Source organism: Pseudomonas capeferrum (assembly GCF_000731675.1).
In the GTDB taxonomy this organism is placed as follows: domain Bacteria; phylum Pseudomonadota; class Gammaproteobacteria; order Pseudomonadales; family Pseudomonadaceae; genus Aquipseudomonas; species Aquipseudomonas capeferrum.
The window spans coordinates 1,433,559-1,449,104 of record NZ_JMIT01000001.1 but is presented as its reverse complement, the minus strand read 5'-3'; the positions used below and the strand labels follow the sequence as shown (position 1 = coordinate 1,449,104).

At 63.5% G+C, this 15,546-nt stretch carries 16 protein-coding genes; 4 read left to right on the top strand and 12 right to left on the bottom strand.

The genetic code is table 11. The features are described 5' to 3' along the window. Positions 1–29: 29 nt before the first annotated feature. The 6 genes from PC358_RS06580 to mcpP all read right to left on the bottom strand — a co-directional run bounded on the left by PC358_RS06580 (position 30) and on the right by mcpP (position 5,748). Positions 30–1,529, bottom strand: a complete 1,500-nt coding sequence (locus PC358_RS06580) for a hypothetical protein (RefSeq protein WP_033698350.1) — start codon at positions 1,527–1,529, stop codon at positions 30–32. Positions 1,530–1,580: 51 nt separating this feature from the next. After that, a complete protein-coding gene (locus PC358_RS06575) occupies positions 1,581–2,153 on the bottom strand; it encodes a hypothetical protein (RefSeq protein WP_033698348.1) in 573 nt (190 codons plus the stop codon). 1 nt (position 2,154) lies between these two features. Continuing rightward, positions 2,155–2,592 carry a hypothetical protein gene (locus tag PC358_RS06570; protein ID WP_033698346.1) on the bottom strand — a complete coding sequence of 146 codons (438 nt, stop codon included), beginning with the start codon at positions 2,590–2,592 and terminating at the stop codon, positions 2,155–2,157. 298 nt (positions 2,593–2,890) lie between these two features. After that, positions 2,891–3,442: an AAA family ATPase gene (locus PC358_RS06565; protein ID WP_033698344.1), complete on the bottom strand. Its 552-nt coding sequence runs from the start codon at positions 3,440–3,442 to the stop codon at positions 2,891–2,893. Continuing rightward, on the bottom strand, positions 3,439–4,005 hold the full coding sequence (pnuC, locus tag PC358_RS06560) for a nicotinamide riboside transporter PnuC (protein ID WP_033698341.1): 567 nt from the start codon (positions 4,003–4,005) through the stop codon (positions 3,439–3,441). The genes PC358_RS06565 and pnuC overlap by 4 nt, the downstream gene beginning before the upstream one ends. Before the next feature lie 108 nt (positions 4,006–4,113). Then, positions 4,114–5,748 carry a methyl-accepting chemotaxis protein McpP gene (gene mcpP / locus PC358_RS06555; protein WP_033698339.1) on the bottom strand — a complete coding sequence of 545 codons (1,635 nt, stop codon included), beginning with the start codon at positions 5,746–5,748 and terminating at the stop codon, positions 4,114–4,116. A gap of 298 nt (positions 5,749–6,046) precedes the next feature. Here mcpP and PC358_RS06550 point away from each other — a divergent pair, with 298 nt between their 5' ends. After that, complete coding sequence (locus PC358_RS06550) at positions 6,047–6,877, top strand: undecaprenyl-diphosphate phosphatase (RefSeq protein WP_033700098.1); 831 nt, start codon at positions 6,047–6,049, stop codon at positions 6,875–6,877. Position 6,878: 1 nt separating this feature from the next. Next, a complete protein-coding gene (locus PC358_RS06545; RefSeq protein ID WP_033698338.1) occupies positions 6,879–7,283 on the top strand; it encodes a DUF1294 domain-containing protein in 405 nt (134 codons plus the stop codon). 8 nt (positions 7,284–7,291) lie between these two features. Here PC358_RS06545 and PC358_RS06540 read toward each other — a convergent pair whose 3' ends face one another. Both PC358_RS06540 and PC358_RS06535 read right to left on the bottom strand, forming a co-directional pair. Further along, positions 7,292–7,651, bottom strand: coding sequence for an MmcQ/YjbR family DNA-binding protein (locus PC358_RS06540; RefSeq protein ID WP_033698336.1), 360 nt, complete (start codon positions 7,649–7,651; stop codon positions 7,292–7,294). Further along, positions 7,644–8,546, bottom strand: coding sequence for a LysR substrate-binding domain-containing protein (locus PC358_RS06535; protein ID WP_033698334.1), 903 nt, complete (start codon positions 8,544–8,546; stop codon positions 7,644–7,646). Before PC358_RS06535 ends, PC358_RS06540 begins: the two co-directional genes overlap by 8 nt. Before the next feature lie 131 nt (positions 8,547–8,677). Here PC358_RS06535 and PC358_RS06530 point away from each other — a divergent pair, with 131 nt between their 5' ends. Further along, the gene (locus PC358_RS06530) at positions 8,678–9,289 is read left to right on the top strand and encodes an FMN-dependent NADH-azoreductase (RefSeq protein ID WP_033698333.1); all 612 of its coding nucleotides are present in this window, start codon (positions 8,678–8,680) and stop codon (positions 9,287–9,289) included. A gap of 45 nt (positions 9,290–9,334) precedes the next feature. Here the strand turns inward: PC358_RS06530 and PC358_RS06525 are convergent, their stop codons facing one another. From PC358_RS06525 to PC358_RS06510, 4 genes are all read right to left on the bottom strand, one after another. Beyond that, positions 9,335–10,540 carry an NAD(P)/FAD-dependent oxidoreductase gene (locus PC358_RS06525; protein WP_033698332.1) on the bottom strand — a complete coding sequence of 402 codons (1,206 nt, stop codon included), beginning with the start codon at positions 10,538–10,540 and terminating at the stop codon, positions 9,335–9,337. Between the two features lie 83 nt (positions 10,541–10,623). Then, positions 10,624–11,679: a GlxA family transcriptional regulator gene (locus tag PC358_RS06520; protein ID WP_033698330.1), complete on the bottom strand. Its 1,056-nt coding sequence runs from the start codon at positions 11,677–11,679 to the stop codon at positions 10,624–10,626. 38 nt (positions 11,680–11,717) lie between these two features. Then, positions 11,718–12,320, bottom strand: coding sequence for a helix-turn-helix domain-containing protein (locus tag PC358_RS06515; protein ID WP_033698328.1), 603 nt, complete (start codon positions 12,318–12,320; stop codon positions 11,718–11,720). A gap of 39 nt (positions 12,321–12,359) precedes the next feature. Further along, positions 12,360–14,312 (bottom strand): oxidoreductase, encoded by a 1,953-nt coding sequence (locus tag PC358_RS06510; protein WP_033698327.1) that lies wholly within the window; start codon positions 14,310–14,312, stop codon positions 12,360–12,362. Positions 14,313–14,488: 176 nt separating this feature from the next. Between PC358_RS06510 and PC358_RS06505 the strand changes: the two genes are divergently transcribed. Continuing rightward, positions 14,489–15,532: an ABC transporter substrate-binding protein gene (locus PC358_RS06505; RefSeq protein ID WP_033698325.1), complete on the top strand. Its 1,044-nt coding sequence runs from the start codon at positions 14,489–14,491 to the stop codon at positions 15,530–15,532. Positions 15,533–15,546: the final 14 nt, after the last annotated feature.

Genomic DNA, 15,546 nt, shown 5'->3' with positions numbered 1-15,546 from the left:
CCCGAGGGGGGGCCTTGCGTGCACAGCCGTCAGAACGAGGTGTTGGAGATGGCCAGCGAGTTGCTTTGCTGGTTGCCCACACCTGCGGCCACGTTGACGCCGAGGTTGCCGCTGCCACCATTCACCGAACCGCTCAGGGTTGCAGTGTTGGTCACAGGGTTAGCCCAGCCAGTTGGGGTCAGCACCTGGAACGAGACGGTATTGCTCAGGTCGTACGAGCTGCTTTCGCTGTAGGCCTTGGCCACGTCGTTCGAGGTTTGCTTGGTTTTTTCGCCGGATTTTTCGTACGCAGACTCCGAAGCGTTTGCGTAGGAAGAATCGTGGGCCTTCTCATACGAACGGTCGCGCGACTTCTCGTACGAAGAGTCGCGAGACTTGTCGTAAGAAGAGCTGCTGGTTTTGTCGTAGGAAGAGTCGAACGCTTTCTCGAACGAGGAGTCGTAGGCGCTTTCATGCGACTTGTCGATCGAGGCATCGACCGATGCATTGAGCGAACCATCGAAGCTGTCGGTACGCGTACGTTCACGACGGCCATCGTCGGTGGCCACGGTGCGAGTGGCATCGGCGGCGGCAGCAAGCGTAGCGTTCAGGCTGGCACTGCTGGACGAGCTAGCACTGCCGCTGTTGGACCCGCTCGCATTCCAGCCAACGGAGCCGCTGGCATTCGAGTTGTTGGACCCGCTTGCACTGGAGCTATTGGAGCCGCTGGCGTTCGAGCTGCTCGAGCCACTGGAGTTCCAGCCACTGGAGCCGCTGGAGCTTGCGCTTTGGGCGCCCGCCACACTGAAGCTTGAGGACGAGCTTCGGTCATCGCTCGAAGTGAACGTACCGTCGCGCGAGCTCGAACCGCTGGCTGACGTGGTGAAGCTCAGCGTATCCACACGGTAGGTGCGGTCGGCGCTGTTGTTCACGGTCAGGCCAGGGCCGTTCTGGTCGGCAGAAGCGGTGGCGGTGGCATTACCCAATGGCGCATTGGTGTTGGCGATCGCCATGGTGTTTTTCTGTTGGTTGAGGTCGCCGCCCGCAATGTTGACGCCGACGTTGCCGGAGGCGCCATCACCCGATCCGCTCATCACTGCGGAGTTTTGGGTAGACCAGTTGTCGACCCGGTTGTTGTCGCTGTGCTGACGGACGTCGGCAGTGGCTTCAGCGGTGCCGAACACGAAGCTGTTGTCCAGGCTCGAGTCGGACGCTGCGTTGGCGATGGCAGCGGCGTTGTCTTGCTGGTTGCCGTTACCGGCTGCCACGTTGACCCCGACGTTGCCGCTGGCGCCGGTGGCCGAGCTGCTCATTTCGGCTTCGTTGATGGTGCCTTGGTTAGTGACCCTGTTGTCGGTGCTGCTCTGGCTATCGAGGGCATTGGCGGTGGCGTACACAGGGATCCTCGTAGGAGGGGGAGTGTGTTGCCCGTTGTTATGGTGACCATTGTGGTGCCCGCCACGCCGGTCGTTCTGATCAGCTTGTACAGCAACAGCCATGACCGCAGCAATTGCGAAAACCAGAGGCTTGATTGCCATCGAGGGTTTCATGGTGATTCTCCGTACTTTATTTAGGTTAAGTGTTGTTCTTAACTGATTGGGTCAATCCGCGACCCGTATGCTCAGGGTGTTGGCCATTCGGTTTCCCACCCCGGCACTCTGATTCACCTGAATCACCCCACGGCTACCGGTGAATGCCTGGTCACTGGTGGTGACCTGGCGATGGCCGGATGCGGCGTCAGTTGGATCGGAGTTGTTGAGCAGCGCCACGTTCTGTTGCATGAGGACGCTGTCGTCGATGCTTTGCGGTTGAGTACTGAGGCTGATGCGCAGTGCGTTGGCTTGCTGGGTGCCGGCCCCGGCGCTCTGGTTGACCCCCAGCGCGCCGCTGCCTTGGCTGAAAGCATCGCCCTGGATGCTTGAGCTGGCATCCATGGCGCGGTCGACAGGGCTGCCGAGCCTTTGCCTTATCTGGGTGGTGGCGCTGGCCTCGTGCCCCACAGCGATGGCGCGGGCGTTGGCCTGCTGCTGCAGGTCGCCGGCCGCCTGGTTGACCGTGAGGTTGCCCTGGTATTGGCTGCCCGAGCTGTCGATGCTGGCGTTGTTGATCACGGGGGACTGAGCGAAGGCTGGCGCACTGCAGAGCGTGGCCAGAAGCAGCAGCGTAGGCCTCATCTCATTTGCCTCCGGTCAAGATTTGCAGCGGGGCCAGGCCGCGCTGGACGCTTGAATTGACCATGTTCGAGATGCCGTTGCCGGAACCTGAGCCACGCCCCCCAGCGAGGTTGGGCAGTTGTGTCTGGTTGGTAAGATTGCCGCCCAGGTTGTTGGTCTGTTGATTGACCAGGGCACTGATGCCAGCACCGCTGCTGATGCTGGCGAAGTCACCGTCGCTCAGTTCGTGGGTCTGTCTGAGGATCTGCGCGGAGGGGTTGGCATTGACGGTGGTCGGGGTGGGGTCGGGAATCATCGGTGGGATGACTGCGTTGCGCGTCTGCACATCGCGGGTAATGATGATGATCCCGTTTTCAGCCTGGGCAGGCTGGGTCAGCCCTGACCCCACAACGCATGCGATTAGCAGGAGGCGATGGACGCCTTTATCAAGTATCCCCACGACGGCAATTCCTTCTTTGGCGTGCTGGTCCGATTCAGCAATGCGAAGAAGAGAGCAGAAGCTGTGCCGTGTTTTGAATTTGATTTTGAATCAATGAGTTAGCTCAACACGCTGGGAGTGTTTCGCATTTTCTGTATCAGGGCTGATACAGATTATTCAGGCCGAAGGGGCTGGAGCCAGCATGGGCATGGCTTGGAGGGATTTTTGCAAGGGTGTTTCACGGACTTGACACTGCCCCCGAAACGGGGGAAACCCCCGCATTTGCGGGGACTATCACCCACCTGGGTGTGTCAGGGGCTTAACACTCGGTCGGGCAGGCTGGCGTATCGCTATCAAGCAGCGTAGCCACCGTTTGCAGCGCCTGCAACTGGCGTTGCGGCCAATTGCCATCAATCACCTGAAAAGTGTGCCGGTGGCGCTGCAGCCAGTGCAGGCTGTCGTCGAAAAAGCGCTGGCGATCGGCCAGGTCAGGGTGACAACGCTGGCCATCGGCAACCCAGTCCACCCCTTGCGGGCTCAGTAACAGGTGCAGATCGTAATGCCTAGCAAGCAAGGCCTGTTCCAGCCAGGCCGGGCAGTCGTCGAACAGGGCGCGGCTCCAGAGCATGTTGCTGAGCAGGTGGGTGTCGAGGATCAACAGCTCTGGGGCTTGCGCGCGGGCGCGGTCTTCCCATTCAAGCTGGCCGCGGGCGATAGCGGGGATGTCGGCGTAACAGGTATCACGGCCTTCCTGATCGATGAAATGGCGCACGTATTCGGCCACCACCCGCCCACCGAAATGCGCCTGGAGCACACCACTGAGCCAGCTCTTGCCACTGGATTCCGGCCCGCACAGCACCAGCACCTTCATGCTTGCACCAGTGCCGGGTCACGCCGCCATTCCAGCCAGCCACGCACGGCGATCAGGGTAAGCACCGCGAAGAAGCCAGCGGTGAAGTACAGCTGCTGATGCAGGTACTGGCCGACATAGACGATGTCCACCACCACCCACAAAGCCCAGCACTGCAGGCGCTTCTGGGCCATCCATAGCTGCGCGACCAGGCTGAAACCGGTCAGCGTGGCGTCCAGCCAGGGCAGGGCGGCGTCGGTCCAGTTAGCCATGGCGGCACCCAGGGCGGCGCTGAGCAGCGCGCCGACCGCCAGGCCCGTGAAGAGCGCCTGGGTTTGCAGGCGCGAGACCTGGCGGGCGTCCTGCGAGCGGCCTGGGCGCTTCCACTGCCACCAGCCGTACAGCTGCAATATGGCGTAGGCCACCTGCAGCAACATCCCCGAATACAGTTTTACCTCGAAGAACAGCCAGCCATAGATCAGTACCATGACCAGGCCGATTGGCCAGCACCAGGCGTTCTGCTTGACGGTGAGCCAGACGGCGGTAACGCCGAGTACGGCGGCGATGAGTTCAAGGCCGGACATCGGCGATCCTTGGCGAGGCGAGAAGAGGGGCGCGATTGTAGCTTGTCGATTGTCCCAGGAGTAGGTGCAGCGCACTTACAACGCGGCACCCTCAAGGGCAAGGCCTCTCTATACGCGGAACTGCCGCAACAGTTGCTCCAACTCCTCGCTCAACCGCCCCAGCGCCGCCCCGGCATCACTCGACTGGCGCGCCGCTTCGGCGGTCTGCTGGGACAAGCCCGCAGTGTCCAGCACATTGCGGTTGATCTCTTCGACCACATGCGACTGTTGCAAGGTTGCACTGGCAATGGACGCATTGAGCGCAGTCAGGTTATGCAGCGCCTGGCTGATTGCATCCAGGCTGGCACCGGCCTCACGGGCCTGCTCGACAGTCTGGCGCGAGGCCTCGCTGCTGGTGTCGATCGCCCTGACCGCAGCGTCCGACTGGCCTTGCAGGTGCTCGATCATGGTGTGGATTTCAGCCGTGGACTGGGCCGTGCGCTGGGCCAGCAGGCGCACCTCGTCGGCGACCACGGCAAAACCTCGGCCTTGCTCGCCGGCGCGGGCTGCTTCGATGGCCGCGTTCAGGGCCAGCAGATTGGTCTGTTCGGCAATCGAGCGGATCACGTCGAGCACGCCACCAATGCGCGTGCTGTGCCCGGCCAGGTCACGAATCACCTGGACTGCCTGATCGATGGTCAGCGACAGGCGATCGATCTGTTCGAGGCTGCCGTGAATGGCCTGCTGGCCATGCTCCACCTGTTGCTGCGCCGCGCGCATTTCGCCCGCAGCCTGCTCGGCCGTCTTGGCCACGTCTTGCACGGCATAGGTCACTTCGTTGACGGCCGTGGCAACCTGGTCCATCTGTTGTGACTGCTGGGCACTGTGCTGCTGCGCGGCGCCGGCGTTGTCACCGACGTGGCCGGCGGACCGGGCCAGGTCGTGGGCGGCGCCCTGCAATTGACCGACCACGCCCTGCAGCTTGCCGTTGAAGCGGTTGAAGTGCTCGCCCAGGTGGGTGATTTCATCGCGACCGTGGGTGTCCAGGCGCCGGGTCAGGTCGCTTTCGCCGCTGGCGATGTTGCCCATGGCCTGCACGGCCTCTTGCAACGGGCGGGCGATACTGCGGGCAATCAGCATGACCAGCAGTGCCATCAGCAGGGCGATGCCCAGGCCCGCCAGTGAGGCATCGCGCAATTGCCGGGCAAATTCGGCCTGCACGTCATCGATGTACACACCCGAGCCGATGACCCAGCCCCACGGCTTGAACAACTGGATATAAGAGGTTTTCGCTACCGGCTCGCTGGCGCCGGGTTTGGGCCAGCGATAATTGACCGGGCCGGCGCCCTGGCTGCGGGCCAGGCTGACCATTTCGTTGAACACGGCAAAGCCGTCGGGGTCGCGAATGGCAGACAGGTCTTGGCCGTCGAGCTTGGGGTTGGCCGGATGCATGATCATCTTCGGCCCCAGGTCGTTGATCCAGAAATAGTCGTCGTGGTCGTAACGCAGCGCGCGCACCACCTGCAACGCCTGTTGCTGGGCAGCATCGCGGCTCAAGCTGCCGGCCGCTTCCAGGCCCTGGTAGTAGGCCAGTACACCGGCTGCAGTCTGCACCACATGGCGGGTCTTTTCCGCCTTGGCCTGGTACAGGTCGCCGTGGATCTGGCGCAGCATCAGCAGGCCCAGTACCACCAGCATGGCAACCGCCACCAGCAGGATCAGCCATAGACGACGGCTGATCGACATCGATCTCAGGGTTTTCATCCAGGCACTCCCGCCTTGTTCTTGTTCTTCAGGTGCATCCAAGCATGCTTTGCGGCAGGCCCCCACCCGACTAATGGCTAAGTGCTAGTCTAGGCGTACTCTGCAGCAGGCGGCGCAAGCCATTGCAAAGCCGCTCTGATAGGATTTCGGCCGCGCAAGATGAAACCTTTAGGCAGCGTGAACTTTTCCACTGGCATTGCGCCCAACAGTCGCTGTAAAACAGCCGGGCCGCGTGCGGCAACTTCAAGCAAATCAAGAACAAGGGGCCTGCAAGCAGCAGCGCTCCATCGGGGGAATGATGGATTTTTGGACTGCCATACAGGCAATCATCTTAGGCGTGGTCGAAGGGTTGACGGAGTTCTTGCCGATCTCCAGTACCGGGCACCAGATCATTGTCGCCGACCTGATCGGCTTTGATGGCGAACGTGCCATCGCCTTCAACATCATCATCCAGCTTGCCGCGATCCTGGCCGTGGTGTGGGAGTTTCGCCGCAAGATTCTGGACGTGGTGTTCGGCCTCACCAGCCAGCCCTCGGCCCGGCGCTTCACCGGCAACCTGCTGCTGGCGTTCATGCCGGCGGTGGTATTGGGCGTGCTGTTCGCCGACCTGATCCACGAATACCTGTTCAACCCGATCACGGTGGCAGCGGCCTTGGTAGTGGGCGGTGTGATCATGCTCTGGGCCGAGCGCCGCGCGCACCGCGTGGAGGTTGACCACGTTGACGAAATGCGCTGGAGCCATGCCTTGAAGATTGGCTTTGTCCAATGCCTGGCCATGATCCCCGGCACCTCGCGCTCCGGTTCGACCATCATCGGTGGTTTGCTGTTCGGGCTGTCGCGCAAGGCGGCTACCGAGTTCTCATTCTTTCTGGCGATGCCGACCATGGTCGGCGCGGCGGTGTACTCGGGCTACAAGTACCGCGACCTGTTCCAGCCAAGTGATTTGCCGGTGTTCGCCATCGGTTTCGTGACCTCGTTCATCTTCGCCATGATCGCCGTGCGTGCGCTGCTCAAGTTCATCGCCAACCACAGCTATGCGGCGTTCGCCTGGTACCGCATTGCCTTTGGCCTGCTGATTCTGGCGACCTGGCAGTTTGGCTGGGTCGACTGGTCGACGGCGCACAGCTGACATGGCCAGGGCGCAAAACGAGGAGGGCGTACGCAACGTGCGCCTGAAGTTGCTGGTGTTGGGCGTGCTGTGCCTGCTACCGGGCCTGGGTGCGGCGCAGATGGCCTGGAACGATCAGTCCTGGCTGCCCTTGGCGCTGTACCCGGCGGTGAGCCTGATCAGCCTGCTGCTGTACTGGCAGGACAAGCAGCAGGCCCGCACCCAAACGTGGCGCACGCCAGAGAACGTGCTGCATGCCAGCGAACTGTGCGGTGGCTGGCCCGGCGCACTGGTTGCCCAGCAGCTGTTTCGGCACAAGACGCGCAAAGTGTCGTATCAGTTGATGTTCTGGGGGATTGTGCTGCTGCATCAGGTGTTCTGGCTCGATTACCTGTTCCTCGGGCGCCACCTGTCATCTTGGCTCTGACGCCTCGATCAGAGCAGCAGCCCCACCTGCAGGCGCTTCGCCAGCCGCCGCACCACCAACTGGTGCGAGCGCTGCAGCAGGTCGCACAGCTCGTCGCGCCCCATGGGGTAAGGGGGCGCCATGCTGATCCATCGCGCCCGCGCCAGATACGGCGCGGGTCGCACGCCAGGGCGGTCGCAATAGCCTAGAAACAGCTCATCGGCGACCTTGAACGACAACCCTGCACCCGCCAGGTCGAGCACGGCGAACATCTTGTTGCCTGCCACCGAAAACACCCGGATACCGCCCCATTTATAGTCTTCTCGAGCACCCGGCAGGCTCAGGCAGAAGGCTGCCACCTGCGCTTCAGTCATTTTTCGCTCAGACATAACGCTCTCCACAGGCCTCGAACGACGCCGCCAGATGATCGATCCACACGCGCACTGCGGGCAATACACCGCGCCGGTGTGGGTACACCGCCTGCAGATAGCCACCCGGCAGTTGCCAGTCCGGCAGCAAGCGCACCAGCTCGCCACGTTCCAGTTCCTCTTCGCAGAACATGCTGGGCAGCGCAGTGAAGCCCAGCCCGGCGCGTACCGCGGCGTTGCGCACCACGAAGTCGTCGATGGCCAGGCGCGGTTCCAGGGCGATTTCCTGTTGGCGGCCATTGGGCCCGAACAGGCGGAAGTGCACCAGCCGGTCGGCCTCGGCAGCACCCAGCACTGGCAACGAGGCCAGCTCGCCAGGCTCGCGAATGTGATCGGCAAAGCCCGGCGCGGCGACCAGTTGCATCTGGGCCTGGCGTAGCCGGCGCGTGACCAGGGCCGGGTCCTCATCGCCCAGGTCGCGCACACGCAGGGCGACGTCGATACCCTCGGAAATCAGATCGACTCGGCGGTTGAGCAGCACCATGTCCAGTTGCACCAGCGGGTACTGTTCGAGAAAGCGGCTGATCACGTCTGGCAAAAAGGCGTGGGCCAGTGCCACCGGGCAGGAGACTCGCAAGCGCCCGCGCGGCTCGCTGCTCATGCTGGCCACGGCCTCGTCGGCAGCTTCGGCTTCCAACAGCATGGCCTGGCAATGGTGCAGGTAGCGCTCGCCGACGGCGGTCAGTTTCAGTTGCCGCGTGGTGCGCTGCAGCAGGCGTGTACCCAGGCGTTCTTCAAGTTCGGCGATACGCCGCGACAGGCGCGACTTGGGGATGCCCAGCTGGCGCCCGGCCGCCGCAAAGCCACCGGCCTCGACGACGCGGGCGAAATAGAAGAGGTCATTGAGGTCTTGCATGGGAATCTCTCACTGTTCCATCAGTGGGACAAACTAACGCATTTTTGCCTGCTTATCAGCTATTAGTCATCCCGGTAGGATTCTCCCCATCATGATCGCCCACGCCGCGGTCTTCATTACAGGAGAGTCCCATGAAACTGTTGCACATCGATTCGAGCATCCTGGGCGACAATTCCGCCTCCCGCCAGCTGAGCCGCGAAGTAGTCGAAGCCTGGAAGGCCAGCAACCCGAGCCTGGAAGTGGTCTACCGTGACCTGGCTGCCGATGCCATCGCCCATTTCTCCGCCGCAACCCTGGTAGCCGCGGGCACCCCCGAAGACATGCGCGATGCGGCCCAGGCCTTCGAAGCCAAGCTGAGCGCCGAAACCCTGGAAGAATTCCTCGCCGCCGACGCCGTGGTGATCGGTGCGCCGATGTACAACTTCACCGTGCCGACCCAGCTCAAGGCCTGGATTGACCGCGTTGCCGTCGCCGGCAAGACCTTCCGTTACACCGAAGCTGGGCCTGAAGGCCTGTGCGGTGACAAGAAGGTGGTGTTGGTGTCCACCGCCGGTGGCCTGCACGCTGGCCAGCCGACCGGTGCCGGCCATGAGGACTTCCTCAAAGTGTTCCTGGGCTTCATCGGCGTCACCGACCTGGAGATCGTTCGCGCCCACGGCCTGGCCTACGGCCCAGAGCACCGCAGCCAGGCCATCGACGCTGCACAGGCGCAGATTGCCAACGAGCTGTTCGCCGCCGCTTGATTGCACCAGCCTCAAATCGCCGGCTTGCCGGCGATTTGAGGCGTATCAGGCTACCGGTATCGTCGGGTCAGCCGCCGCCAAGGCTGCCGCACGATCATTGGCAGCGGGCGGGTAGATCCAGACCGTGTTGATCTGCGACTTCAGCAGCTTGGCCTCGGCCTTGTCTTCCGGGGGCGATACCTGGCGCTCCCACCCTTCGGTGTACACCGCGCCCCAGGCGCCCAGGTCAAGGCAGGTGACGTACTTGGGTTGGCTGTAGGTCATCGGTGCCACGCCAATCAACTCGGCAACCGCATTGTTGCCGGCGTAGCGGCCCAGTGGGATGGCATGCTGGCACGACATCACCGCATGGTTGCCCACCTCGTCGCACGCTGCGTAGGCCACGTCGCCCGCCGCATAGACCGCGTCGTTGCCCTTGACCTTGAGGTTGCCGTCCACGTGCAACCGGCCTTGGCGGTCTCGTTCGCCGCTGATCTGCTCGGTCAACGGGTTGGCCTTGAAGCCGACGGTCCAGATCACTGTGCTGGCATCGATGCGTTGCCCGTTGTCCAGCAGAACGCCGTCGGGGTCCACCGAGGCCACCGTGGCGCCACAGATCCATTCCACCCCCAATGCCTCGCAGGCCTGCTCGATCGCAGGGCGGATGCCGTCACCCAGGGCTGCGCCGACCCTGGCGCCACGGTCGATCACCACCACCCGCAGTGTTGCCTGTTCACCGAGAATGCTGCGCAAGCGCGCCGGCAGCTCGGTGGCAGTCTCGATACCGGTGAAGCCACCACCGGCGACCACCACGGTGTTGCGGGCAGGCGTGTCTGGCAGGTTGGCCAGGGACTTGAGGTGCGTCTCCAGCCGTGCGGCGCTGTCAATCTTGTCGACATCGAAAACATGCTCGATGCCGACCATGTCTGGCCGGTTGAGCACACTGCCGCAGGCCATGATCAGGCGGTCATAGCCCAGTTCGCACTCGGTACCGCTTTGCGTGCGATAGCGCACGCGCCGGGCTGCTTCGTCGATGTGAAAGGCGGTGCCTTGCACGAAACGCACGTTGACCGCTTCGAACAGCGCCTGCAGTGGAGCGGCCATGGTGTGCACGTCAGGTTCGTAGAAGCGCGGGCGCACATGCAGTTCGGCCTGCGGCGCCAGCAGCGTTACCTCGACATCCTTGCGCGCGTTAAGCTCCAGCTGGCGTACGGCGCTGAGGGCGCTCCACAGGCCAGCAAAGCCCGCGCCAATGATCAGGATATTTTTCATCGTTGTGCTCCTGGAATGTCCGGGTAAACAAAAGTAGCCCGTCTTTGTGGACAACGATGTTACGAGTGACGAAGCGCTACACCCTAGGCCAAAGAACCCTGGATTTCGGCCAACGACAGGTTGCGCGCAAAGCGCGCGCGGTAGTCTCGCGGGGTGACCGCAAGGTGGCGCTGGAACGCCAGGCGCATGCGCTCTTCGCTGCCAAAGCCGCATTGCCGGGCAATCTGCTCGATGTGGCTGTCGGCGCTTTCCAGCAGGCGGCGGGCGGCTTCCAGGCGGAATACTTCAATGGCCTTGGCCGGGGTGCGGCCGGTCTTGAGCTTGTACACCCGGGTGAAGTTGCGCACGCTCATGTGCGCCTGCTCGGCCAGGTGCTCGACGGTCAGGCGTGGGTCGCCGAGGTGCGCGTTCAGCCACAGGTGCAGTGCTTCGAATTCGCTGCAATCGCGCCCCTGCAGCTTGAGCAGTTCACTGAACTGCGCCTGGCCGCCGGGCCGCTTGAGAAATACCACCAGCTCGCGGGCCACTTGCATCGCGACTTCGCGGCCGCAGTCCTGCTCGACCAGAGCCAGGGCCAGGTCGATGCCGGCGCTGACGCCGGCAGAGGTCCACACCGTGCCTTGCTGAACGAAGATCGATTCATGGTCCACCTGCACCGCAGGGAAGTCGCGGCGCAGCACCTCGCACATCGCCCAGTGGGTGGCGGCGCGGCGCCCGTCGAGCAAGCCTGCGCTTGCCAGCAGAAAGGTACCGCTGCACACCGAGGCCGTGCGCCTGGCCTTTACCGCGACGCGGCGCAGCCAGGCGACCAATGCGGCGTGGTCGGGGAGGGTGCGGATGATATCCGGTGCGCCCGGTACTACCAGGGTGTCGACGGCCTGCGCCATCACGTCGTCCAGTGTTTCAGTCGCCACCACCAGGCCTTCGGCGGTTGGCTGCAGGCCGCCGTCGAGGCTGGCAGTGTGCAGTCGATAGCCCGGCCGGCCCTGTGCAGCCATGGCTTTGGTAGCAGCCCAGAACACCGTCTGGGCACCCGTGAGGTCGAGCAGGCCCATTTGCGGGTAGGCGACGAAGACCACGGCGCGCGGGTGGTCGACCGGTTGCAACGCAGGCTCGAGCTGCTGGGCGTGTTCAGTCATAGGCAGATGACCTGATCGAAAGGGGCCGCGTGGCGGCTTCAGAACGTCGGCGGGGTGATGACCCAGATCACCACGGCATCGACGTCACCGGGGTTGCCATAACGATGGGGTTCCTGGCTGGAGAAGCTGAAACTGTCGCCTTCACCCAGCTGAAAGTGCCGCTCGCCTACCCACAATTCAAAACTGCCGCTGAGCAGATAGCCAGCCTCTTCACCGTCATGGCTGTAACTCTGCTGGCTATAGGTGCCCGGTGGAAAGCGCGAATGAAGGATTTCCAACTGGCGGTTGGGTTGCGGCGTGAGCAGTTGGTCGACGATGCCGTCTTCGTAGTGCACGCTGAGGCGGCTGTTACGGCGTACCACGTAGCCCTGGTCCTCGGGTGCGGTACTGGCCTCGCTGGCAAAAAACCACTGGATCGTCACCCCCAGGCTACGGGCGATGTTGAACAGTGCCGGGATCGACGGGTAAGACAGGTTGCGCTCCAGCTGGCTGATGTAGCCAGCCGTCAGTTCGCTCTGTGCGGCCAGTTCCGCCAGGGTCATGCCGCGGCGCTTGCGCAGGCCGCGGATGCGGGTGCCCAGGAACTGCGGGGCGGCGCCGCCGTCTTCGGTGGCGCAGGGGGGCTGCGAGGGTTGGCTCATGCGCATCGGTCCATCGGGAAAGCGGCAGTATGTACAGCCTCAGAGCGCCCAGGCAACCGTCAGGCCATCGTGAATCGCCTCTTCTGCAGTACGCGGCGCCAGACAGTCGCCGATGCGCCGCACTTCCACCAGGCCGTCCAGTTCCGCCGCCAAGGTGTCATTGGGCTGGTGGCCCAGGCACAGCACCAGGGTGTCGATGCCTTCAAAGATCATCGGTTCGCCGCTGGCCGTGTGCTGCAGGTACACGGTGTTGTCGTCGCAGCCGTAGAGGCGGGCGTAGGGGGTGATGGGGATGCTCAGGCGATGCAGTTCGCCGGCCAGTTGATCGCGTACGTACAAGGGCAGGTTCTCGCCACAATGGGTGCCGTTGACCGCCAGTTGCACCTGATGCCCCTCGCGCACCAGGCGCTCGGCGATGCCAGGGCCTATCCAGTCGCAACGCCAGTCGATGACCAATACCGAGCGCCCGGGTTTGACCTCGTTGCGCAACACTTGCCAAGCATCCACCACCTGCAGGTCACCGGCGCGCTCGAACGCCGGCCAGTAGGGCGTGGCGCCGGTGGCGGCGATCACCAGGTCAGGGCGCTCGCGCTCGACCAGTGCGCGGTCGACTCGCGTGTTGCGCACCACCTCCACGCCTGCCAAGGCCATTTCCCGTTGCAGGTTGGTGCTGGCGCCGCCGAACTCGCTGCGCCGTGGCAGCAGTTGTGCCAGCAACACCTGGCCGCCCAGTTGCGGGCCGGCTTCAAAGAGTGTGACGTGGTGCCCGCGCGCGGCGGCGACGGCTGCTGCCTTCATGCCGGCCGGGCCGCCGCCTGCCACCAGGATCCGTTTGGGCGAAGGGGTTGGCGTCAGGTGGCCGTATTGCAGTTCGCGGCCGGTTTCCGGGTGCTGGATACACGAGATCGCTAGGCCGCGATGGAAGTGACCGATGCAGGCCTGGTTGCAGGCAATGCAGGCGCGCACGTCTTCGACCTGGCCGTGCTCGGTCTTGGTCGGCATCAGCGGGTCGCAGATCAGCGCACGGGTCATGCCACACACGTCGGCCTGGCCACGCGCCAGGATCAGCTCTGCCTCCTGCGGCTGGTTGATGCGCCCGGTGACGAACAGCGGAATGTCCAGGCGCTGTTTGAACGTGCCGGCCTCGCGTGCCAGGTACGCAGGCTCGATGGCCATGGGGGGGACGATATGCACCGCACCGCCCAGCGACGCTGAGGTACCGGCGACGATGTGCAGGTAGTCGAGCTGGCCTTGCAGCGCCTCGGCGGCGGCCAGCGACTCGTCCTCGCTCAGGCCTTCGCTGTCACGTTCGTCGGCGCTGATGCGCAGGCCGACGATGAACTGCTCGTCGGTGGCAGCACGCACGGCCGCCAGCACTTCGCGCAAAAACCTCAGGCGCTGCGCCAGGTCGCCGTTGTAGCCATCGGTACGCAGGTTGACCCGCGGGTTGAGAAACTGCGCGGGCAGGTAGCCATGGCTGGCCACTACCTCGACGCCATCCAGCCCCGCCTGGTACAGGCGCCGCGCCGCGCTGGCATAGCCCTGGACGATTTCATCGATCATCGCCTGGTCCAGCGCGCGCGGCATCACCCGGAAGCGTTCATTGGGCACCGACGAGGCTGAGTAGGCGACCGCCAGCAAACCATCGGCAGACTCCATGATCTCCCGCCCAGGGTGGAACAGCTGCGAGAGCACCACCGTACCGTGCTCATGGCAGGCTTCTGCCAGGCGCCGGTAGCCTTCGATGCAGGTATCGTCGGTGGCCATCAGCACGTGCGAGGTGTAGCGGGCGCTGTCGTGCACACCGGCCACCTGCAGCACGATCAGGCCGACGCCGCCTGCAGCCCGGGCACGCTGGTAGGCGATGAGCTTGTCGTTGACCAGGTTGTCGGTGGGCAGGCAGGTGTCATGTCCCGTGGACATGATGCGGTTTTTCAGGCGTTTGCCGCGAATCTGCAAGGCTTCGAACAGGTGGGGGAAGGCGGTTTGCATACAGGCGGCTCCGGTGTGGTGTTGTTCTTGTTTTGGTTATGAAAGTGTAGCGACAGTAAAAAATCAACTTGTTTTTTTACTTGGGCGCAGCTAGGTTTTCATCACCCTCCGAGGAGGGCGTGACCTCACAACAACAAGAAATCGGGCCCCACGGGCACCGGCAGGAGGAAACCTCGATGCATGCATTCCCTCGCAGTACCGGCCTTTGCGCAGCGCTTCTGGCCTTGGGGCTAGGCAGTGCGCAAGCGGCGCCGCAAATGGTTGTAGTCGGCTATGGCGGCGCCGGTCAGAAAGCCCAGGATGAGGCGATCTTCAAACCGTTCAGCGCCAAGGACGGCAGCCAGTTGATCCAGAGCGAGTACAACTGCGAAATGGCCCGCATCCAGGTGATGGCCGATACCGGCAACGTCGACTGGGACGTGGTGCAGATCGAAGGGCCCGACCTGATGCGCGGTTGCGATGAGGGCATCTACGAGCACCTCGACTGGCAGCGCCTGGGCCATGCCGCCGAGTTGATCCCGGACGCCGCCCAGGACTGTGGGTCTGCCGCTTTGGTGTGGAGCGTGGCGATCGCCTATGATCGCAACAAGCTGGCCCAGGCCCCGGCCTCGTGGGCCGACTTCTGGGACGTGCAGAAGTACCCGGGCAAGCGCGGCCTGCGCAAGCGTGCGGTGTACAACCTGGAGTTCGCCTTGTTGGCCGACGGGGTCAAGGTCGAGGATGTCTACACGGTGCTGTCAACGCCGGCCGGTGTCGACCGCGCCTTTGCCAAGCTCAGTGAGCTCAAGCCCTATGTGCAGTGGTGGGACGCCGGTGCCCAGCCGGCGCAGTGGCTGGCTGCCGGCGATGTGGTGATGACGTCTACCTACAGCGGGCGCATCGCCGTAGCGGCCCAGCAGGGCAGCCCGCTGGCACTGGTGTGGCCGGGCAGCCTGTATGGCATGGACTATTGGGCGATCATCAAGGGTTCGCGGCATGTCGACCAGGCCAAACGGCTGATCGCCTATGCCAACCAAGCCGATACCCAGGTGCGTTACGTGGAGCAGATCCCTTACGGGCCGACCAATACTCAGGCAGCGGCCAAGCTCGCGCCGTCCTTGGCCAGCTGGGTGCCGACGTCGCCGCAAAACCTGGAAGGGGCTTTGGCGATGAATGTGGAATTCTGGGTCGACCATGGTGAAGAACTGGAACAGCGATTCAATGCCTGGGCCAGCAAGTAGCTGACGTTCAATGC

Coding starts and splice junctions, on each gene's coding strand:
- PC358_RS06580 (WP_033698350.1), bottom strand. CDS start 1,529: ATGAAACCCTCGATGGCAATCAAGCCTCTGGTTTTCGCAATTGCTGCG.
- PC358_RS06545 (WP_033698338.1), top strand. CDS start 6,879: ATGGCCAGGGCGCAAAACGAGGAGGGCGTACGCAACGTGCGCCTGAAG.
- PC358_RS06540 (WP_033698336.1), bottom strand. CDS start 7,651: ATGTCTGAGCGAAAAATGACTGAAGCGCAGGTGGCAGCCTTCTGCCTG.
- PC358_RS06530 (WP_033698333.1), top strand. CDS start 8,678: ATGAAACTGTTGCACATCGATTCGAGCATCCTGGGCGACAATTCCGCC.
- PC358_RS06550 (WP_033700098.1), top strand. CDS start 6,047: ATGGATTTTTGGACTGCCATACAGGCAATCATCTTAGGCGTGGTCGAA.
- PC358_RS06565 (WP_033698344.1), bottom strand. CDS start 3,442: ATGAAGGTGCTGGTGCTGTGCGGGCCGGAATCCAGTGGCAAGAGCTGG.
- PC358_RS06535 (WP_033698334.1), bottom strand. CDS start 8,546: ATGCAAGACCTCAATGACCTCTTCTATTTCGCCCGCGTCGTCGAGGCC.
- PC358_RS06515 (WP_033698328.1), bottom strand. CDS start 12,320: ATGAGCCAACCCTCGCAGCCCCCCTGCGCCACCGAAGACGGCGGCGCC.
- PC358_RS06525 (WP_033698332.1), bottom strand. CDS start 10,540: ATGAAAAATATCCTGATCATTGGCGCGGGCTTTGCTGGCCTGTGGAGC.
- pnuC (WP_033698341.1), bottom strand. CDS start 4,005: ATGTCCGGCCTTGAACTCATCGCCGCCGTACTCGGCGTTACCGCCGTC.
- PC358_RS06510 (WP_033698327.1), bottom strand. CDS start 14,312: ATGCAAACCGCCTTCCCCCACCTGTTCGAAGCCTTGCAGATTCGCGGC.
- mcpP (WP_033698339.1), bottom strand. CDS start 5,748: ATGAAAACCCTGAGATCGATGTCGATCAGCCGTCGTCTATGGCTGATC.
- PC358_RS06505 (WP_033698325.1), top strand. CDS start 14,489: ATGCATGCATTCCCTCGCAGTACCGGCCTTTGCGCAGCGCTTCTGGCC.
- PC358_RS06575 (WP_033698348.1), bottom strand. CDS start 2,153: ATGAGGCCTACGCTGCTGCTTCTGGCCACGCTCTGCAGTGCGCCAGCC.
- PC358_RS06520 (WP_033698330.1), bottom strand. CDS start 11,679: ATGACTGAACACGCCCAGCAGCTCGAGCCTGCGTTGCAACCGGTCGAC.